The organism is Klebsiella sp. HMSC16C06 (assembly GCF_001808325.1).
Lineage (GTDB): Bacteria > Pseudomonadota > Gammaproteobacteria > Enterobacterales > Enterobacteriaceae > Klebsiella > Klebsiella variicola.
Genome location: NZ_KV793005.1, coordinates 74,110 through 93,102, shown reverse-complemented (window position 1 = coordinate 93,102; position 18,993 = coordinate 74,110). Strand labels below are relative to the sequence as shown.

The window sequence follows — 18,993 nt, the reverse complement described above, 5'->3', positions numbered from 1 at the left end:
GCGCCGCTATCCGGGGAGGCGCGGAATCTGTCAGCCGGATGAAAATCAGTACCCGCCGCGGGCCTGCGAAACCGCCAGCCCCAGCTGCCAGACGGCCATCGCGTAGTGGGTGCTGTGGTTATAGCGGGTGATGGTGTAGAAGTTCGGCAGCCCGTACCAGTACTCATAGCCGGTGCCGACATCCAGCCGCAGCAGACTGGCCTGCTGATGGTTACCCAGCGGCTGGGTTGGGGTTAGCCCCGCCGCCGCCAGCTGCGACACGCTGTATTTGGTTTTGAAACCATTCTCCAGCCCCGGCGCCTGGCCCAGCGCCTGCACCGCCACCAGATCGCCGCTCACCCAGCCATGCTGTTTGAAGTAGTTGGCCACGCTGCCGATGGCATCCACCGGGTCCCACAGGTTGATATGGCCGTCACCGTTAAAATCGACCGCATACTGCTTATAGGAGGACGGCATAAACTGGCCGTAGCCCATCGCCCCGGCGAAAGAACCTTTCAGATCCAGCGGGTCGTCGCTTTCGCTGCGCGCCATTAACAGGAAGGTTTCCAGCTCCGACGAGAAGTATTCAGCGCGGCGCGGGTAGCTAAATGACAAGGTCGCCAGCGCATCAAGGATGCGGGTTTTGCCCATCACCCGACCCCAGCGAGTCTCCACGCCGATAATGCCGACGATGATTTCCGGCGGCACGCCATAAACCTGATAAGCGCGGTTCAGCGCATCCTGATACTGGTTCCAGAACACCACGCCGTTCTGCACATTATCCGGGGTAATAAACTGTTTCTTGTAGCGCAGCCAGGCGCCGGTCGGCCCGGTCGGCGGCAGGCCGGTCGGCGCCTGACGATCCATCAGCCGCAGGACGTAATCCAGGCGCTTAGCCTGCGACAGGATCTCCTGCAGCTGCTGTCTGTCGAAGCCGTGCTTCGCCACCATCTTATCGATGAACTGCGCCGCCGCCGGGTTGTTGGCGAAGTCGCCGCCCATCTGCATCACGTTATGCTGCGGTTCCAGCAAAAAGCCGCCGGTTCCACTCGCCATCTCCGTTTCCGCGGGGGTCTTGGGTTTGCTGCTGCAGGCAGCGAGGAGCACACAAAGGGGAAGTAAAGCCAGATAGCGACGCTTCAACATGGGAATTCCGTTTAACAAATTCAGCAAGGGATAATTATGGTAAAGCATGCGACGACCAACAAGAAAGCGACAATCCGTTTGTAGACAAAATAGTCCTTCATCGCCCCTTCCCTACATACTGCCATGCGCCTCATCGTTTCATCCTCTTGCCTTCAAACTTTCAAAATAAAATATTTATCTTTCATTTTGCGATCTATTTAACACTTTAAAACCTTTCAAAATGATTAAAATCAGCCTGCAGTTAGCAAGAAAAATAACACGCTGAAGGAGAGAACAATGATTGACGTCGTTACCCACGGCGCGGAGTGGTTTATCGGCCTGTTTCAGAAAGGCGGCGAGGTATTTACCGGCATGGTGACCGGGATCCTCCCCTTACTGATCAGCCTGCTGGTGATCATGAACGCGCTGATCAACTTTATCGGCCAGCAGCGGATCGAAAAGCTGGCGCAGCGCTGCGCCGGCAACCCGCTTACCCGTTACCTGCTGTTGCCCTGCATCGGTACCTTTGTCTTCTGCAACCCCATGACCTTAAGCCTTGGCCGCTTTATGCCAGAGAAGTACAAACCAAGCTACTACGCGGCGGCCTCCTATAGCTGTCATTCGATGAACGGGCTGTTTCCGCATATCAACCCCGGCGAGCTGTTTGTCTATCTCGGTATCGCCAACGGCCTCACCACGCTGGGCCTGCCGCTTGGCCCGCTGGCGGTGAGCTACCTGCTGGTTGGCCTGGTAACCAACTTCTTCCGCGGTTGGATCACCGACCTGACCACCTCTATTTTCGAGAAAAAAATGGCGATTCAGCTTGCCCGGAAAGTGCATCTGTCAGGAGCGACATCATGACCCGCATTCGTATTGAGAAAGGCACCGGCGGCTGGGGCGGCCCCCTTGAACTCGACGTCGTCGAGGGCAAAAAGATCGTCTATATCACCGCCGGCACCCGCCCGGCGATCGTTGACCGCATCGCCAGCCTGACCGGCTGGCAGGCGGTGGACGGTTTTAAAGAGGGCGAACCGGCGGAAAGCGACATCGGCGTGGCGATTATCGACTGTGGGGGTACCCTGCGCTGCGGGCTCTATCCCAAGCGCCGTATCCCTACGGTGAATATCCATGCCACTGGCAAATCGGGGCCGCTGGCGCAGTATATCGTCGAGGATATTTACGTCTCCGGGGTGAAAGAAGAGAACATCAAACTGCTGGAAGATAGCGGCGAGACGGCAGCGCAACCACTCCCTGCCGCGGGCCGCGATTATGACGCCAGCAAAAAGATCACCGAACAGAGCGACGGCCTGCTGGCTAAGGTCGGGATGGGGATGGGATCGGTGGTGGCGGTGCTGTTCCAGGCCGGACGCGACACCATCGACACGGTGCTGAAAACCATTCTGCCGTTTATGGCCTTCGTCTCGGCGCTGATCGGCATCATCATGGCCTCCGGCATCGGCGACTGGATTGCCCATGGCCTGGCGCCGCTTGCCAGCCATCCGCTGGGGCTGGTGACCCTGGCGCTGATCTGCTCCTTCCCGCTGCTGTCGCCGTTTCTCGGCCCCGGCGCCGTTATCGCCCAGGTCATCGGCGTGCTGATCGGCGTCCAGATCGGCCTTGGCAACATTCCACCGCACCTCGCCCTGCCCGCGCTGTTTGCCATTAACGCCCAGGCCGCCTGCGATTTTATCCCGGTAGGCCTGTCGCTGGCCGAGGCCCGTCAGGATACCGTGCGCGTCGGCGTGCCGTCGGTGCTGGTCAGCCGCTTCCTCACCGGCGCGCCAACCGTGCTGATCGCGTGGTTCGTTTCCGGATTTATTTACCAGTAAGAGGTTCCTGAAGATGACCGTCATTTACCACACCACCATTACCCGCATCGGCGCCTGCGCGACGATGGCGCTGGAAGAGCAGATGCTGATCACCTTCCGCGAGGGCGCCCCGGCGGATATCGAAGAGTATTGCTTTATTCACAACCACGGCGAGCTTGCCGGCCCCCTGACGCCGGGCGCAGAGCTGCAGCTCGGCGACAGGCGTTATCCGGTGACCGCCGTCGGCGAGGTCGCCGAACAAAACCTGCGCGAGCTGGGCCACATCACCCTGCGCTTCGACGGCCATCGTGAAGCGGAGTTTCCCGGAACCGTTCACGTCGCCGGCCCGGTGCCGGATGCTATCGCGACCGGCTGCGTACTGAAATTTGTTGCTTAGAAGGAGAGAAAGATGAATCAGGTTGCTGTTGTCATTGGTGGCGGACAAACCTTAGGAGAGTTTCTGTGCCGCGGTCTGGCCGCCGAGGGGTACCGCGTGGCGGTGGTCGATATTCAAAGTGAAAAAGCCAGCCGCGTCGCCCAGGAGATCAACGCTGAATATGGCGAAGGCACGGCATACGGCTTCGGCGCCGACGCCACCAGCGAAGCCAGCGTCACTGCCCTGGCTCACGGGGTGGATGAGATTTTCACGCGCGTCGATCTGCTAGTGTACAGCGCCGGGATTGCCAAAGCGGCGTTTATTAGCGACTTCGCGCTGGGGGATTTCGACCGCTCGCTGCAGGTGAACCTGGTGGGCTATTTCCTCTGCGCCCGCGAGTTCTCGCGGCTGATGATCCGCGATGGCATTAAAGGTCGCATCATTCAGATCAACTCGAAGTCCGGCAAAGTGGGCAGTAAGCACAACTCCGGCTACAGCGCGGCGAAGTTCGGCGGCGTCGGGCTGACCCAGTCGCTGGCGCTGGATCTGGCGGAGTACGGTATTACCGTCCATTCGCTGATGCTCGGCAATCTGTTGAAATCGCCGATGTTCCAGTCGCTGCTGCCGCAGTATGCCACCAAGCTCGGCATTGATGAGAGCGAAGTCGAGCAGTACTACATCGATAAGGTGCCGTTGAAACGCGGCTGCGATTACCAGGATGTGCTGAACGTGTTGATGTTTTACGCCAGCCCGCAGGCGTCGTACTGCACCGGGCAGTCAATTAACGTTACCGGCGGCCAGGTGATGTTTTAAAAGGTTCCCGGATGGCGCTGCGCTTATCCGGGCTACAAAAATGTCGGTCGGGTCAGGCGCTAGCCGCCACCCGACAAAAAACGGTACCCGGGTTTTACCCGGTACCCCACCTTCAGGAGACATTATGGTTACCACATTAATCACCGTCGCCGCTATCGCCTGGCTGACTCAGCTGGCTTTCGGCGGCTGGCAAATTCGCCGCTTCAATCGCGCTTTTGATAGCCTTTGCCAGCAGGGCCGCGTTGGCGTCGGCCGCTCCGCCGGGCGCTTTAAACCACGCGCGATTGTCGCTATCGCCGTCGATGAAAACGATCGTATTTGCGATACGCTGTTGATGAAGGGTCTCACCGTCTTCGCCAGCCCGCAAAAAATCCCCACGCTTAGCGGTAAACATCTCAAGGAATTGCAGCCTGATGTGATCTTTCCCAATGATCCGCTCTGTCAGAATGCACTATCATTAGCGCTTAATCCGAAACATGCATAATTTCGTTGTGAAAGTTAATATCTTGCGAAATTATCACTTCGAAACTTAAACGCAGGATACAACGCCTATGAAACCACGTCAGCGCCAGGCAGCCATTCTCGAGCACCTGCAATCGCAGGGCAAGTGCTCGGTCGAAGAGCTGGCGCAACACTTCGACACCACCGGCACCACTATCCGCAAGGATCTGGTGATTCTGGAGAATGCCGGGACCGTCATCCGCACCTACGGCGGCGTAGTGTTGAATAAAGACGAGGCCGACCCGCCTATCGACCACAAGACGCTGATCAACACCCACAAGAAAGCGCAGATTGCCGAGGCCGCCGTGCGCTACATCCACGATGGCGATTCAATCATCCTCGACGCCGGCAGCACCGTGCTGCAGATGGTGCCGCTGCTGAGCCGCTTCAATAACATCACGGTGATGACCAACAGCCTGCATATCGTCAACGCCCTTTCCGAGTTCGATAACGAGCAGACCATCCTGATGCCGGGCGGCACCTTCCGTAAAAAATCGGCTTCATTCCACGGCCAGCTGGCGGAAAACGCATTCGAACAATTCAGCTTCGACAAGCTGTTTATGGGCACCGACGGCATTGATCTGGTGGCGGGCGTCACCACCTTTAACGAGGTCTATACCGTCAGTAAGGCGATGTGTAACGCCGCCCGCGAAGTGATCCTGATGGCCGACTCATCCAAGTTTGGCCGTAAAAGTCCCAACATTGTCTGCGGCCTTGAACGCGTGGATAAATTGATTACCGATGCCGAGATTGACCCTGAATTCCAGCGGGCGCTGGAAGCCAAAGGTATTGAAGTCATTATTACTGGAGAACATCATGAGTAACTTTTTGTTAGAGGCCGGACGCCAGACCCTGATGCTTGAGCTGCAGGAGGCGAGCCGCCTGCCGGAACGCCTGGGCGACGACTTCATCCGCGCGGCGGAAACCATCATCCACTGCGAGGGCAAACTGATTGTCTCCGGTATCGGTAAATCCGGCCACATCGGTAAAAAGCTGGCGGCAACCTTCGCCAGCACCGGCACCCCGGCCTTTTTCGTCCATCCGGCGGAAGCCCTGCACGGCGATCTCGGTATGCTCGATAGCCGCGACGTGATGCTGTTTATCTCCTACTCCGGTAGCGCAAAAGAGCTGGATCTCATCGTGCCGCGGCTGGAAGAGAAATCCATTCCGCTGCTGGCGATGACCGGCAAATCCACCTCGCCGCTGGCGCTGGCGGCGAAAGCGGTGCTGGATATCGCCGTGGAGCGCGAAGCCTGTCCGATGCATCTGGCGCCGACCTCCAGCACCGTTAACACCCTGATGCTGGGCGACGCGCTGGCGATGGCGGTGATGCAGGCGCGCGGTTTCAATGAAGAAGATTTCGCCCGTTCCCACCCGGCGGGCGCCCTCGGCGCGCGTCTGCTGAATAAGGTGCATCACCTGATGCGCCGCGACGAAGAAGTGCCGCGGGTCGATGCCGGGGCCAACGTCATGGACGCCATGCTTGAACTCAGCCGAACCGGGCTCGGCCTGGTGGCGGTCTGCGATGAAACCAACCGCGTGCAGGGCGTTTTCACCGACGGCGACCTGCGCCGCTGGCTGGTTGCTGGCGGTACGCTCAACGATAGCGTCACTCGGGCGATGACCCGCAACGGCGTAACGCTGCAGGCGGAAAGCCGCGCGGTGGAAGCCAAAGAGCGACTGATGAAACACAAAATCAGCGCCGCGCCGGTCGTGGATGAAAACGGTCAACTGGTCGGCGCCATCAACCTGCAGAATTTTTACCAGGCGGGGATCCTTTAAGTCCCAGACGTTTCGCCAGCCGATGCAGGTTGGCGACGTCCAGTTCCAGCGCACGGGCGGTCGCCGCCCAGTTGCGCTGGTTCTCCTCCAGCGCGCGGCTAATCGCTTCCCGCTGAAAAGAGTCGGTCGCCTTGCGCAGATTGACCTTCTCTATCGCGGGTGCCGCTGCCACCGTCTCAGTCGGTAACATCGGCGCGGCCACCGCAAACTGGAAATGCTGCGGCTCCAGCACCACTTCATCGCCGGCCTGGGTGGCCCGCGCCAGCACCACCGCCCGGTGAATAGCATGCTCCAGTTCGCGCACGTTGCCCGGCCAGGACCACTGCTGCAGCCTGTTTCGCGCCGCCTCAGCCAAAATGACCCGCGCCAGCCCCATCCGCAGGCGGCACTGCTCACAGAAATAGCCCGCCAGCAGCACCACATCGTTCTCCCGTTCGCGTAGCGCCGGAACCGACAGCGGGAAGACGCTCAGGCGATGGTACAGATCGGCGCGAAAGCGCCCTTCCACCACCTCCTGGCGCAGATCGCGGTTCGTCGCCGCCAGCACCCGCACATCGACCCGCAGACTGCGGTCATCGCCGACGCGCTGAATATCGCCATACTGCAGCACGCGCAGCAGCTTCGCCTGCAACGCCAGCGACAGTTCGCCAATTTCATCAAGGAACAGGGTGCCGTTATCAGCCATCTCAAATTTACCGCTGCGGTTGCTGATAGCCCCGGTAAACGCCCCTTTCACATGGCCAAACAGCTCGCTCTCCGCCACGCTTTCCGGCAGCGCCGCGCAGTTGAGATAGACCAGCGGGTTAGCCGCCCGCGGAGAGCCCTGATGCACCGCCTTCGCCACCAGCTCTTTCCCGGTGCCGGTTTCGCCGCTGATCAGCACGTTTAAATCCGAGGCGGCGACGATATCGATCTCTTTTTTCAGCTGCAGCATGGGCGCCGACAGGCCGATAATCTCCTGACGCTCAGGCTGCGCGTCATTCACCGGTTGCACCGGCAACACATTTTGCGCCTCAAGGCGGGCGATGAGCAGCGCGTTATTCAAGGCGCCAGCCACCAGCGCGGCAATCAGCCGCAGCTCTTCATCGCTGAAGCTATCGAAACGGTCAGCATCCATGCCGTCAAGAGTCAGCGCGCCAATCAGCGTCTGCCCGGCAAACAGCGGCAGGCCAACGCAGGCGTGAACCTTCAGGCTCTCATGACCGGGGATCAGCCCGTCGTAGGGGTCGGGCAAGTCGCTATCCGCCGGGAAGCGCACCACATCCCCGGCGCGCGCAATCGCCTCAAGCCGCGGGTGTCCTTCCAGGGCAAAGCGCCGACCAAGCACATCCTGCGCCAGGCCATCGATCGCCAGCGGCACAAACTGATGCGCCTCATAGCGCAGCAGCGCCGAGGCATCGCAGCCGAGGATCTGCCGCAGGGTAGTAATCAGGCGCGAAAAACGGTCGGCATGACCGATATCGCTTTGTAAATCAATGGCGATTCTCGCCAACTCGTCGACGGAAAAACTCATTGCCGCTCCATTGTCATTTTGACAATACACATTGTCATAACGACTATTTTAACAATTGTCATTTTGACAGCAACTAAAATCAGTAAAAATTAAAAATAGCCAATTATCAATGAATTAAAAAGTTGGCACGCAACTTGATATAAGCCAATCAACTTACTTTGAACACACTGTATTGATTGAGGTTGCTATGTCTATTGCGGTTAAAAATAATATTCTTTGGGTTGGCCAACGCGATTGGGAAGTCCGTGATTTCCACGGCACCGAATATAAAACGCTGCGCGGCAGCAGCTACAACAGCTATCTCATCCGCGAAGAGAAAAACGTGCTGATCGATACCGTCGATCATAAATTCAGCCGCGAGTTCGTGCAGAACCTGCGCAGCGAAATCGATCTGGCTGACCTCGACTATATCGTCATTAACCACGCCGAAGAGGACCATGCCGGCGCGTTGACCGAACTGATGATGCAGATCCCGGATACGCCGATTTACTGCACCGCCAACGCCATCGACTCGATCAACGGCCACCATCATCATCCGGAGTGGAACTTCCACGTGGTGAAAACCGGCGATACTCTCGATATTGGTAATGGTAAACAGCTGATCTTCGTGGAAACGCCGATGCTGCACTGGCCTGACAGCATGATGACCTACCTGACCGGCGACGCGGTGCTGTTCAGCAACGACGCCTTCGGCCAGCACTACTGCGACGAACACCTGTTCAACGATGAAGTGGACCAGATTGAACTGTACGAACAGTGCCAGCGCTACTACGCCAACATCCTGACGCCCTTCAGCCGCCTGGTGACGCCGAAAATTACCGAAATCCTCGGCTTCAACCTGCCGGTGGATATGATTGCCACCTCCCACGGCGTGGTCTGGCGCGATAACCCGACGCAAATCGTCGAGAAATACCTCGAGTGGGCGGCGGATTACCAGGAAGATCGCATCACGATTTTCTACGACACCATGTCCAATAACACCCGTATGATGGCGGACGCCATCGCTCAGGGGATCACTGAAGTCGACCCGCGAGTAGCGGTAAAAATCTTCAACGTCGCCCGCAGCGACAAAAACGACATTCTCACCAATGTGTTCCGCTCGAAAGGCGTGCTGGTGGGCACCTCCACCATGAACAACGTGATGATGCCGAAAATCGCCGGGCTGGTGGAAGAGATGACCGGGCTGCGTTTTCGCAATAAACGCGCCAGCGCCTTTGGCTCACACGGCTGGAGCGGCGGCGCGGTAGACCGTCTGTCCACCCGCCTGCAGGATGCCGGCTTTGAGATGTCGCTGAGCCTGAAAGCCAAATGGCGCCCGGATATTAACGCGCTGGAACTGTGCCGCCAACACGGTCGCGACATCGCCCGCCAGTGGGCCCTCTCGCCGCTGCCGGTTGCTGAAGCAGCGACAACGCCGGAACAACAGGACTGCGCCTGTGCCGCCGCCGCGGCCGCCGATCTCGGTCCCATGATGCAGTGCAGCGTGTGCCAGTGGGTCTATGACCCGGCGAAAGGCGAACCTAACCAGGATGTACAGCCGGGTACGCCGTGGAGTGAAGTGCCGGACAATTTCCTCTGCCCTGAGTGTTCTCTTGGCAAAGATGTCTTTGACGTACTGGCGACGGAGGCAAAATGAGTGATGGCATCGTCATCATCGGCTCGGGCTTCGCGGCCCGCCAGCTGGTGAAAAATATCCGTAAGCAGGATACGCAAATCCCGCTGACGTTAATCGCCGCCGATAGCATGGATGAGTACAACAAACCGGACCTCAGCCATGTCATCAGCCGCGGGCAGAAGGCCGACGATCTGACCCTGCAAAGCGCCGGCGAGTTCGCCGAGCAGTACAATCTGCGTCTGTTTCCCCATACCTGGGTAAGCGATATCGACGCCGAAAACCGGTTAGTGAAGAGCCAGGATAACCAGTGGCGCTACGACAAACTGGTGCTGGCCACCGGCGCGACGCCGTTTATTCCTCCGGTGCCGGGACGCGAGCTGATGCTGACGCTGAACAGCCAGCGTGAATATGGCGCGGCGCAGAGCCAGCTGCACGACGCGAAGCGCGTGCTGATCGTCGGCGGCGGCCTGATTGGCTGTGAACTGGCGATGGATTTCTGCCGCGCCGGTAAAGCGGTAACGGTAGTCGACAATTCAGCCAGCGTGCTGGCGGCGCTGATGCCGCCGGAGGCCAGCAGCCGCCTGCAGCATCGGCTTACCGAGATGGGCGTACATCTGATGCTCAAGGCGCAGCTTGAGGGGTTAGAGCAAACCGCCGATGGCATTCGCGTCAGTCTCGATCGCCAGCGCGCGATAACCGTCGATGCGGTGGTGGCCGCCGCCGGCCTGCGCCCGGAAACGTCGCTGGCGCGCCATGCCGGATTGCAGATTAACCGCGGCGTGGTGGTCAATAATCAACTGCAAACCAGCGACCCGGCGATTTATGCGCTCGGCGACTGTGCGGAAATCAACGGTACGGTACTGCCGTTCCTGCAGCCGATTTTACTCAGCGCCATGTGCCTGAGTAAAAACCTGCTGGCGCAAACGGGCGAGCTCACCTTGCCGCCAATGCTGGTGAAAGTGAAAACGCCGGATCTGCCGCTGCATCTGGCCGGTGACACCCGCCGCGACGATCTGACGTGGAATATCGTGGCCGCCAAAGAGGGGCTGGTGGCGAAAGGCGTGGATGCCGAAAACCAGCTGCGGGCCTTTGTGGTGAGTGAAGACAAAATGAAGGAAGCCTTTGCGCTGCTCAAGCAACTGGTGAGGTGATGGTTTTCCCGGCTTGCGGCGTAAACGCCTTAGCCGGGCTACGGTATTGTCCTGGTAGCCCGGCTAAGCGCAGCGCAAGCCGGGAAAATAGCCAGGCTAGCGCGCCAAATTATCGTAGCCGCGCCAGCGATAATTAAGCACCGACAGCGCCCAACAAACGACGAACAACCCCACCACCACAAACCCGGCATCGCCGAGGTTATCGTTTAACGCCCCTACCCAACGCCACACCCCGCCGCTTAGGGCGAACTTATCCATTAACAGCCCCAGCGCTTCCAGGCCGCCGATAAACAGCGCCACCACCACCGAGGTGCCGGTGATGGTCATATTGTAATAGAGCTTGCGTTGCGGCTTGCTGAATGCCCAACCGTAGGCGCCGACCATCAGCACATTATCAAGCGTATCCACCAGCGCCATGCCGCTGGCGAACAGCGCCGGAAAGACCATTATCGACCAAATCGAAATGCCGCTCGACGCGCCGGCGGCGGAAATACCCAGCACGCCGATTTCGGTGGCGGTATCAAAGCCGAGACCGAACAAAAAGCCCACCAGATACATCTGCCAGCTGCGGCTTATCAGCCGGAAGGTTTTGCCAAACAGCCAGCTCATCATGCCGCCGCCGCTGACGATTTCGTCGCTGACCTTTTCACCGCGCTTCCACGCCTGGAAGCTGCGCCACACGCTGCGTAAAATCACCAGGTTGATAAAGGCCATCGCCAGTAAAAACAGGGCCGACACGGCGGTGCCGATGACGCTACCGGTGTCGTGCAGCCAGCTCATCTGCGCGCTGAAGGCCGTGGCGGTCGCGGCAATCGCCGCCGAGGCCAGCACCACAATCGATGAGTGGCCCAGCGAGAACCAGGCCCCGACAGCGAATGGCCGCCGCCCCTGCTGCATCATCTTCCGGGTCACGTTATCAATCGCCGCGATGTGGTCGGCATCAACTGCGTGGCGCAGGCCGTAGCCCCAGGCCAGCAGGCTGGCGGCCATCAGCGCGCCGCTGTCGCCAAAAGCCTGCAGCGCCCAGCACCAGGCCAGTAAATTCGCCGCGATCAACCCCAGCACCAGACCCGCGGCGCGCGGCTGCTGGCGTAAAACTGTCATTATCATGATTGTGTTCCTTGAGCCTGCCCGCGGGCGGCGGCGATCACCGCCTGACCATATGCGATTGCGCCGTCGCCGGCCGGCAACTGCTGCGCAAACAGCAGAGTAAAATCCGCCAGATAAAAGGTCAATCGCGCCGCCAGCAAGCGGTTATGCAGCACCCCGCCGGTGCAAACTATCGTGTCGATGCCGCGAGCGGTGGCGCAGTCGCAGGCCATCGCCGCCAGCCCACAGGCCAGGGCGTCATGGAAGGCCCAGGCTTTCTGCGCCGGGGTCGCCTGCCAGCCCAGCCATTGTCGCCAGAAGGTGGCTAAGTCCAGCACGTCGTCGCGCCACGGCAGCGTAACCGGGTGGCTGACGCCGGGGCAGCTGACGGCCAGCGCTTCCAGCCGACAGGCTGCTTCGCCTTCATAGCTCAGGCTCTCCGGCGCACAATCCAGCGCGCAGGCAACGGCATCAAACAGCCGTCCGCAGGACGAGGCGCGTGGCGCGTTAATGCCGCGATCGATGGCCTGCGCCAGCAGCGGCCAGTTGCGCTGGCGGAGGAGGGCGGTCTGCGGATAATCCTGCCAGTCAGGGACAAAGGCCAGGCACTGAGCCAGCAGATTTCGCCACGGCTGGCGCGCTGCCAGGTCACCGCCCGGCAGCGCGACGGCCGGCAACCCGCCAAGATGTTCGCACTGGCGATAGTTAACCCGCAGGCACTCCCCGCCCCACAGCGCGCCGTTCTCCCCCATGCCGATGCCGTCGAGGGTCAGGGCGATAACGTCGCCGCCGTCAAGCGGCCAGCGGTGCTCGGCCAGGCACGCCGCAGCATGAGCATGGTGATGCAGCACCGTCTCCACCGGCAGCGACAGGGACGCCGCCCACTGCGTTGAACGATAGCCGGGATGGGCATCAACCACCACCCGCTGCGGCACAAACGCGTAAATGCTTTGCATCAGTTGCAGGGTGCTGTGCCACTGCTGTTCAACGCCTTCCTCGCCAAGATCGCCAAAGTGCTGGCTCAGCAGCGCTTCGCTGCCGCGCGCCAGGCAGAAGGTATTTTTCATATCCGCGCCGAGAGCCAGTAGCGGCGGGATGTCTTGTAGCCCCGGCGGCAGCGGCAGCGCATCCGGAACGTAGCCCCGGGCGCGGCGCAGCATTTCACCGCTTGACCGCACCAGCGAATCATCCATTCGCTGCAGGATGTCGCGATTATGCAAGAGAAAGCCGTCGGCAATGTCGGCTAAGTCGTTGAGCGCCTGAGCATTACTTAACGCCGGCGGACGGCCGCTAAGGTTGCCGGAGGTCATGACGATGGGGCGCGCCAGGGCCTGCAGAAGCAAATGCTGCAGCGGATTAGACGGCAGCATCACCCCTACTTCCGCAAGTCCTGGCGCAATCTCGTCACACAGGCCGGAGACCTGCGCTTTAGCAATCAGTACGATGGGCGCCGCCGGGGAGCCCATCAGCGCCGCGGCGTCGGCGGGTAAGCCCGCCGCTGACGGCAACATCACCGCCAGCGGTTTCGCCGGACGGTGTTTCCTCGCCCGCAGCGTGGCAACGGCAGCGGGATTACCGGCATCGCAGGCCAGATGAAAGCCGCCGATGCCTTTTATCGCCACGATGTCGCCTGCCGCCAGCCGCGTGATGGCCGCCTGCAGCGCCGCCTCGCTGTTCAGCGTTTCCCCCTCTGCCCGCCATTCCAGCCGCGGTCCGCAGTCGGGGCAGGCCACCGGCTGGGCGTGAAAACGGCGATCCGCAGGATCGCGGAACTCCGCCTCACAAGGGGAACAGAGCGGGAACGGCGCCATTGCGGTGAAAGGCCGGTCGTAGGGCATGGCGCGGATAATGGTTAACCGCGGCCCGCAGTGGGTGCAGTTGATAAAGGGGTAGCGGTAGCGGCGCGCCCGGGGATCGTTCATCTCCGCGAGGCACGCCGGACAGGTCGCGGCATCGGGCACGATCTGAGTGCGCATGCATCCCGCCCCGCTCTCGCGGATGGTGAAATCCTTCGGCGTGGCCGTCCAGCAATAAGGGGTGCAGTCGGTGCTGTCGATACGCGCCAGCGGCGGGCAGTGGTCAGCCAGAGCGGCAGTAAAACCATCGTCGCCCCCGGCCAGCCGCACGAGGACGCCGTCACCGTCATTACAGACATCGCCGCAGCGGGCCTGCGTCCGGGCCAGCTGCCAGACAAAGGGGCGGAACCCCACCCCCTGCACTTTACCGCGAATGCGGATTTGCACCCCTTTCATGCCACGACTTACCAGGCCAGCGCCGTACGACGACGTTTCTCGATATTCATCTGCTCGAGTTTATTGCGGTCAACGCACACCAGGGCGTGCGTCGGGCAGACTTCCATGCAGGCCGGGCCGCTCTCGCGGTGGAAGCAGAGGTCGCACTTGTTGGCTTCGGCTTTTTCCGCCACGACGTTCAGTCCGGCGCCGCTATGGCGGATCACCGGGCGCACCACCACCTCCATCGCCCCGTACGGGCAGGCAACAACGCAGGTTTTGCAGCCGATGCAGCGCTCCTGCATCACATGGACAAAGCCTTTATCGCGGCTGATGGCGCCGTTCGGGCAGACGTTGGCGCAGGGGGCGTCTTCACACTGACGGCAGGCGGTCGCCGTGGAGACATTGACCCCTTTGATCACGTGAATACGCGGTTGAAAGGTGTGAGGCGTCAGGGCGGCGCAATCCTGATGTTCCTGATGGGACACCACGCAGGCCACTTCGCAAGTGCGACAGCCGATACATTTGCTCGCATCGGCGATAATGAAACGGTTCATCCATTTCTCCAGCAGTAAGAAGGTTAGGCGCCGGAGTATGCATAATACGTTCCAGTTTTTATATCATTGATAGTTAAGAGAATTAAATCGAACATTTGCTGTCATCGTCAGTAGTGACGATGACAGCTGACGACGTCAGGCACAGGGACCCGCCACCAGTGAATCACGCTCAATTAGCGCCCCGGGGAAACTCTGCTGAAAGTTGAATTCCCCACCATCCAGCATAAATATCAGCCGATTGATGCTCTCTTTAATCATCTCCGTCACCGGTACCCGAACGCTGGCGAGCGACGGCACCATATACGGCGCCAGCACAATATCGTCAAACCCCACCAACGAGACCTGATCCGGAACCTTTACGCCCAGCTGGTGAAGCTGCTTCATCGCCCCGATAGCCATATCGTCATTGCTCGCCACCAGCGCGCTGTAGGTCACCCCGCGCTGACGCAGGCTCTCCACCGCCGCCGCGCCGGTTTCCGGCGTCCAGCGCCCCTCCGCGATGAGCGCCTCGTTCAGGGCGATGCCGTGGCCAGCCAGCGCGTCTTTGTAGCCGGCAAGGCGTTCGACGCCGGTGGGTGAGTCAAGGGAGCCGGTAATAAAGGCGATATCGCGATGGCCAAGCGCAATCAGCCGCTCCACCACCCGCATCGCCGAGGCTTTTTGATCGGACCAGACACAGTGGCTGGCGTGGCGGCGCAGGCGGCGGTTAAGCACCATGATCGGCTGCGAGTGGTTCTCGACGATCTCGTCCATCTCGTCAACGGTGAGAAAGCGCGGGTAGATGATGATCGCATCGCAGCGCAGATCCAGCAGGTACTGGATCGCCTCCCGCTCCTCTTGCGCGCTGTGCTTGCCGTCGGCCAGGATCAGCTGTCGTCCCTTGTCTTCCGTCATCCGCGCCACGTGATACAGCAGCTCGCTGAAATAGACGCCGTGGTACAGGGTGTTGGTCACCACCAGGCCCAGGGTTTGCGTCGTTTTAGTCGCCAGGTTGCGCGCCAGCAGATTAGGCCGGTAGCCGCTCTCCGCCACCGCCTTAAACACCCGGTCTTTGGTCTCCTGACTGACATAGCCGTTGCCCGACAGTACCCGCGAAACGGTTGCCTTCGATACCCCCGCGCGCTTTGCGACCTCCAGCATCGTTGCCATGTGATTCTTCCTGTTGCAAAAGTTGCAGGCAGTGTACTGCACGTTTCCCGCTTTTACAGCATTCCCCTGTTCACCACCGCGATCCGGCTCACGGCGACGCTTCGCGATCAAAATCACAAAATTGAGATCATCTTTTTTTATTTCTTGTGAAATCAAATGAAACTCACCATGATTTTGTGGAACCGGTTTCCTATATAAACATGGTATCGCCCGGCGATGCGGCGCGGTAGCAGATCAGTACCCTATTGATAAACAGGATAAAATCCGATGTCGAAAAATTATGCAGCCCTGGCGCAACAGATAGTCGCGGCAATCGGCGGAGTCGATAACGTCGCCGCCGTGACCCACTGCATGACCCGTCTGCGCTTCGTGGTCAAAGACGACGAAAAGGTCGATAGCCCCACCCTGAAAGGCCTGACCGGGGTACTCGGCGTTGTGCGCAGCGATAACCAATGCCAGGTGATCATCGGCAATACCGTTTCCCAGGCCTACCGCGAGGTGGTGAATCTGCTGCCTGGCGACCTGCGCCCGGCTGAGCCGCAGGGCAAAGCGCCGCTAACCCTGAAACGCATCGGCGCCGGGATCCTTGACGCGCTGATCGGTACCATGTCGCCGCTGATCCCGGCGATTATCGGCGGATCGATGGTCAAGCTGCTGGCGATGATCCTCGAGATGAGCGGCGCGCTGCCGAAAGGCTCGCCGACGCTGATACTTCTGGCGCTTATCGGCGATGGCGCATTTTTCTTCCTGCCGCTGATGGTGGCCGCCTCCGCGGCGGTGAAATTCAAAATCAATATGTCGCTGGCTATCGCCATCGCCGGGGTGCTGGTGCATCCCGGGTTTATCGAATTGATGGCCAAAGCCGCCCAGGGCGAACACGTTGAATTCGCCTTTATTCCGGTTACCGCGGTGAAATACACCTATACAGTGATCCCGGCGCTGGTGATGACCTGGTGCCTGTCGTATATCGAGCGCTGGGTGGATCGCATTACCCCGGCGGTGACGAAAAACTTCCTTAAGCCGATGCTGATCGTGCTGATCGCCGCCCCGCTGGCGATCCTGCTGATTGGCCCGCTGGGGATCTGGATCGGTAGCGCCATTTCCGCGCTGGTGTATACGATCCACAGCTATCTCGGCTGGCTGTCGGTGGCGATCATGGGCGGGCTGTGGCCACTGCTGGTGATGACCGGGATGCACCGCGTCTTTACGCCAACCATCATTCAGACCATCGCCGAAACCGGCAAAGAGGGCATGGTGATGCCATCGGAGATCGGCGCCAACCTGTCGTTGGGCGGATCGTCGCTGGCGGTGGCGTGGAAAACCAAAAACCCGGAGCTGCGCCAGACGGCGCTGGCCGCCGCTGCATCGGCGATTCTGGCCGGGATTTCCGAACCGGCGCTGTACGGCGTGGCGGTGCGCCTGAAGCGCCCGCTGATCGCCAGCTTAATCAGCGGCTTTATCTGCGGCGCGGTGGCGGGAATCGCCGGTCTGGCCAGCCATTCGATGGCGGCGCCAGGGCTGTTTACCAGCGTGCAGTTTTTCGATCCAGCCAATCCGATGACTATCGTCTGGGTATTTGGCGTGATGGCGCTGTCGGTGGTGCTGTCGTTTGCCCTGACGCTGATCCTCGGCTTTGAAGATATTCCCGTTGAACAGGCCGCTGCCGACGCCAGAGCGCGCCAGGCCCGGGCCCAGGCATCCCACGCCTGAACACACAATTGATAATGAGGTAATGCATGGCGAGTTTCCCACAGGGATTTTTATGGGGCGGCGCACTGGCCGCCAACCAGTCTGAAGGCGCTTATCTTGAAGGCGGTAAGGGGCTGACCACCGTGGATACCCTCCCCCACGGCGCTCACCGCCTGCCGGTAAAATTAGGCCTGGAGAAGCGCTTTACGCTGCGTGAAGACGAATTTTACCCCAGCCATGAGGCGATCGATTTTTACCATCGCTATAAAGAAGATGTTGCCCTGATGGCCGAGATGGGGTTCAGCGTCTTTCGCACCTCCATCGCCTGGAGCCGCCTGTTCCCGCGCGGCGACGAGCAGCAGCCGAATCCGCAGGGCATCGCCTTCTATCGCTCACTGTTTGAGGAGTGCAAAAAGCACGGTATCGAGCCGCTGGTCACGCTGTGTCATTTCGACGTGCCGATGCATCTGGTGATGGAGTACGGCTCCTGGCGCAACCGCAAAATGGTGGATTTTTTCAGCCACTACGCCCGCACCTGCTTTGAAGCTTTTGACGGTCTGGTGAAATACTGGCTCACCTTCAATGAAATCAACATCATGCTGCACAGCCCCTACTCCGGCGCCGGGCTGGTGTTTGAAGAGGGTGAAAATCAGGAGCAGGTGAAGTACCAGGCCGCGCATCACGAGCTGGTGGCCAGCGCGCTGGCGACAAAAATCGCCCATGAGATTAACCCGCAAAATCAGGTCGGCTGCATGCTGGCGGGCGGCAATTTCTATCCTTACTCCTGCAAGCCGGAAGATGTGTGGATGGCGCTGGAGAAGGACCGCGAAAATCTGTTCTTTATCGACGTCCAGGCGCGCGGCGCCTATCCGGTGTGGGCCGCGCGGGTGTTCCGGGAAAAAGGGGTCACGATTGCGAAACAGCCGGGCGATGACGAGATCCTCAAAAACACCGTCGATTTCGTCTCCTTTAGCTACTACGCGTCGCGCTGCGCCTCGGCGGAGATGAACGCCAGCAACACCAATGCCGCCAATATCGTCAAGTCGCTGAAGAACCCGCACATCCCGGCCAGCGAATGGGGCTGGGGCATCGACCCGCTGGGCCTGCGCATCACCATGAACATGATGTACGACCGCTATCAGAAACCGCTGTTCCTGGTGGAAAACGGGCTTGGCGCCCGCGATGAGATCGATGCCAATGGCGACATCAATGACGACTATCGCATCAGCTACCTGCGCGAGCACATCAGGGCAATGCGCGACGCTATCGGCGACGGTATTCCGGTGCTGGGCTACACCAGCTGGGGCTGCATCGATCTGGTCTCAGCGTCAACCGGCGAGATGAGCAAGCGCTACGGCTTTGTCTATGTCGATCGCGACGATGCCGGCAACGGCACCCTGGCGCGTAAGCGTAAAAAGTCATTCTTCTGGTACCAGAAGGTGATAGCCAGCAACGGCGCCGATCTCGACTAAGCGTCCTCGCCCACGCGCGCCCATTCCCCGCGATAAACGGGGGACGGGCGTCTGCTTTCTGTTGCATCTATTACATGCTTTTTTCTCGAGCCTGATTCCAGTTTCTGGTTTGCCTCCTGTTCACAATAACTGGTATTTTATCC

The 18,993-nt window shown here is 59.9% G+C and carries 17 protein-coding genes; 11 read left to right on the top strand and 6 right to left on the bottom strand.

The features are described 5' to 3' along the window. Window positions 1-45 precede the first annotated feature (45 nt). Window positions 46-1,125 (bottom strand): lytic murein transglycosylase B, encoded by a 1,080-nt coding sequence (gene mltB, locus HMPREF3142_RS15325; RefSeq protein ID WP_012540785.1) that lies wholly within the window; start codon window positions 1,123-1,125, stop codon window positions 46-48. A 276-nt stretch (window positions 1,126-1,401) separates the two neighbouring features. Here mltB and HMPREF3142_RS15320 point away from each other — a divergent pair, with 276 nt between their 5' ends. From HMPREF3142_RS15320 to gutQ, 7 genes are all read left to right on the top strand, one after another. Continuing rightward, the gene (locus tag HMPREF3142_RS15320) at window positions 1,402-1,965 is read left to right on the top strand and encodes a PTS glucitol/sorbitol transporter subunit IIC (RefSeq protein WP_016161686.1); all 564 of its coding nucleotides are present in this window, start codon (window positions 1,402-1,404) and stop codon (window positions 1,963-1,965) included. Then, window positions 1,962-2,933 (top strand): PTS glucitol/sorbitol transporter subunit IIB, encoded by a 972-nt coding sequence (locus HMPREF3142_RS15315; RefSeq protein ID WP_012540783.1) that lies wholly within the window; start codon window positions 1,962-1,964, stop codon window positions 2,931-2,933. Before HMPREF3142_RS15320 ends, HMPREF3142_RS15315 begins: the two co-directional genes overlap by 4 nt. Window positions 2,934-2,946: 13 nt before the next feature. Continuing rightward, complete coding sequence (srlB, locus tag HMPREF3142_RS15310) at window positions 2,947-3,309, top strand: PTS glucitol/sorbitol transporter subunit IIA (protein ID WP_008806160.1); 363 nt, start codon at window positions 2,947-2,949, stop codon at window positions 3,307-3,309. Window positions 3,310-3,321: 12 nt separating this feature from the next. Further along, window positions 3,322-4,101, top strand: coding sequence for a sorbitol-6-phosphate dehydrogenase (srlD, locus tag HMPREF3142_RS15305; RefSeq protein WP_008806161.1), 780 nt, complete (start codon window positions 3,322-3,324; stop codon window positions 4,099-4,101). 124 nt (window positions 4,102-4,225) lie between these two features. Beyond that, window positions 4,226-4,585 (top strand): transcriptional regulator GutM, encoded by a 360-nt coding sequence (gutM, locus tag HMPREF3142_RS15300; RefSeq protein ID WP_070612199.1) that lies wholly within the window; start codon window positions 4,226-4,228, stop codon window positions 4,583-4,585. A 67-nt stretch (window positions 4,586-4,652) separates the two neighbouring features. Continuing rightward, the gene (gene srlR / locus HMPREF3142_RS15295) at window positions 4,653-5,426 is read left to right on the top strand and encodes a glucitol operon DNA-binding transcriptional repressor SrlR (protein ID WP_012540780.1); all 774 of its coding nucleotides are present in this window, start codon (window positions 4,653-4,655) and stop codon (window positions 5,424-5,426) included. Next, window positions 5,419-6,384 (top strand): arabinose-5-phosphate isomerase GutQ, encoded by a 966-nt coding sequence (gutQ, locus tag HMPREF3142_RS15290; RefSeq protein WP_008806164.1) that lies wholly within the window; start codon window positions 5,419-5,421, stop codon window positions 6,382-6,384. Before srlR ends, gutQ begins: the two co-directional genes overlap by 8 nt. On the opposite strand, the gene norR is transcribed toward gutQ, so the two are convergent. Then, window positions 6,347-7,897 carry a nitric oxide reductase transcriptional regulator NorR gene (gene norR, locus HMPREF3142_RS15285; protein WP_070612198.1) on the bottom strand — a complete coding sequence of 517 codons (1,551 nt, stop codon included), beginning with the start codon at window positions 7,895-7,897 and terminating at the stop codon, window positions 6,347-6,349. The genes gutQ and norR overlap by 38 nt on opposite strands. A gap of 187 nt (window positions 7,898-8,084) precedes the next feature. On the opposite strand from norR, the gene norV reads away from it, so the two are divergent. Further along, a complete protein-coding gene (norV, locus tag HMPREF3142_RS15280; RefSeq protein ID WP_070612197.1) occupies window positions 8,085-9,533 on the top strand; it encodes an anaerobic nitric oxide reductase flavorubredoxin in 1,449 nt (482 codons plus the stop codon). Next, window positions 9,530-10,663 carry an NADH:flavorubredoxin reductase NorW gene (gene norW / locus HMPREF3142_RS15275; RefSeq protein WP_032712394.1) on the top strand — a complete coding sequence of 378 codons (1,134 nt, stop codon included), beginning with the start codon at window positions 9,530-9,532 and terminating at the stop codon, window positions 10,661-10,663. Before norV ends, norW begins: the two co-directional genes overlap by 4 nt. A gap of 96 nt (window positions 10,664-10,759) precedes the next feature. Here norW and HMPREF3142_RS15270 read toward each other — a convergent pair whose 3' ends face one another. The 4 genes from HMPREF3142_RS15270 to HMPREF3142_RS15255 form a co-directional block, all read right to left on the bottom strand. Then, complete coding sequence (locus tag HMPREF3142_RS15270; RefSeq protein WP_070612196.1) at window positions 10,760-11,773, bottom strand: HoxN/HupN/NixA family nickel/cobalt transporter; 1,014 nt, start codon at window positions 11,771-11,773, stop codon at window positions 10,760-10,762. Further along, entirely contained in the window at window positions 11,770-14,004 is a 2,235-nt protein-coding gene (hypF, locus tag HMPREF3142_RS15265; RefSeq protein ID WP_070612195.1) for a carbamoyltransferase HypF, read from the bottom strand. Before hypF ends, HMPREF3142_RS15270 begins: the two co-directional genes overlap by 4 nt. 8 nt (window positions 14,005-14,012) lie before the next feature. Beyond that, window positions 14,013-14,540 (bottom strand): electron transport protein HydN, encoded by a 528-nt coding sequence (gene hydN, locus HMPREF3142_RS15260; protein WP_008806174.1) that lies wholly within the window; start codon window positions 14,538-14,540, stop codon window positions 14,013-14,015. Between the two features lie 135 nt (window positions 14,541-14,675). Continuing rightward, complete coding sequence (locus tag HMPREF3142_RS15255) at window positions 14,676-15,689, bottom strand: LacI family DNA-binding transcriptional regulator (RefSeq protein WP_070612194.1); 1,014 nt, start codon at window positions 15,687-15,689, stop codon at window positions 14,676-14,678. Window positions 15,690-15,956: 267 nt separating this feature from the next. On the opposite strand from HMPREF3142_RS15255, the gene ascF reads away from it, so the two are divergent. After that, on the top strand, window positions 15,957-17,399 hold the full coding sequence (gene ascF, locus HMPREF3142_RS15250; RefSeq protein WP_070612193.1) for a PTS cellobiose/arbutin/salicin transporter subunit IIBC: 1,443 nt from the start codon (window positions 15,957-15,959) through the stop codon (window positions 17,397-17,399). A 26-nt stretch (window positions 17,400-17,425) separates the two neighbouring features. Continuing rightward, window positions 17,426-18,850, top strand: a complete 1,425-nt coding sequence (locus HMPREF3142_RS15245; protein WP_008806177.1) for a 6-phospho-beta-glucosidase — start codon at window positions 17,426-17,428, stop codon at window positions 18,848-18,850. Window positions 18,851-18,993 lie beyond the last annotated feature (143 nt).

Bases quoted from the DNA above. Each gene is read 5' to 3' on its own strand.
- norR (WP_070612198.1), bottom strand. From the start codon at position 7,897: ATGAGTTTTTCCGTCGACGAGTTGGCGAGAATCGCCATTGATTTACAA.
- HMPREF3142_RS15315 (WP_012540783.1), top strand. From the start codon at position 1,962: ATGACCCGCATTCGTATTGAGAAAGGCACCGGCGGCTGGGGCGGCCCC.
- hydN (WP_008806174.1), bottom strand. From the start codon at position 14,540: ATGAACCGTTTCATTATCGCCGATGCGAGCAAATGTATCGGCTGTCGC.
- srlR (WP_012540780.1), top strand. From the start codon at position 4,653: ATGAAACCACGTCAGCGCCAGGCAGCCATTCTCGAGCACCTGCAATCG.
- srlB (WP_008806160.1), top strand. From the start codon at position 2,947: ATGACCGTCATTTACCACACCACCATTACCCGCATCGGCGCCTGCGCG.
- norV (WP_070612197.1), top strand. From the start codon at position 8,085: ATGTCTATTGCGGTTAAAAATAATATTCTTTGGGTTGGCCAACGCGAT.
- ascF (WP_070612193.1), top strand. From the start codon at position 15,957: ATGTCGAAAAATTATGCAGCCCTGGCGCAACAGATAGTCGCGGCAATC.
- gutM (WP_070612199.1), top strand. From the start codon at position 4,226: ATGGTTACCACATTAATCACCGTCGCCGCTATCGCCTGGCTGACTCAG.
- HMPREF3142_RS15270 (WP_070612196.1), bottom strand. From the start codon at position 11,773: ATGATAATGACAGTTTTACGCCAGCAGCCGCGCGCCGCGGGTCTGGTG.
- norW (WP_032712394.1), top strand. From the start codon at position 9,530: ATGAGTGATGGCATCGTCATCATCGGCTCGGGCTTCGCGGCCCGCCAG.
- HMPREF3142_RS15255 (WP_070612194.1), bottom strand. From the start codon at position 15,689: ATGGCAACGATGCTGGAGGTCGCAAAGCGCGCGGGGGTATCGAAGGCA.
- gutQ (WP_008806164.1), top strand. From the start codon at position 5,419: ATGAGTAACTTTTTGTTAGAGGCCGGACGCCAGACCCTGATGCTTGAG.
- HMPREF3142_RS15245 (WP_008806177.1), top strand. From the start codon at position 17,426: ATGGCGAGTTTCCCACAGGGATTTTTATGGGGCGGCGCACTGGCCGCC.
- HMPREF3142_RS15320 (WP_016161686.1), top strand. From the start codon at position 1,402: ATGATTGACGTCGTTACCCACGGCGCGGAGTGGTTTATCGGCCTGTTT.
- mltB (WP_012540785.1), bottom strand. From the start codon at position 1,125: ATGTTGAAGCGTCGCTATCTGGCTTTACTTCCCCTTTGTGTGCTCCTC.
- srlD (WP_008806161.1), top strand. From the start codon at position 3,322: ATGAATCAGGTTGCTGTTGTCATTGGTGGCGGACAAACCTTAGGAGAG.
- hypF (WP_070612195.1), bottom strand. From the start codon at position 14,004: ATGAAAGGGGTGCAAATCCGCATTCGCGGTAAAGTGCAGGGGGTGGGG.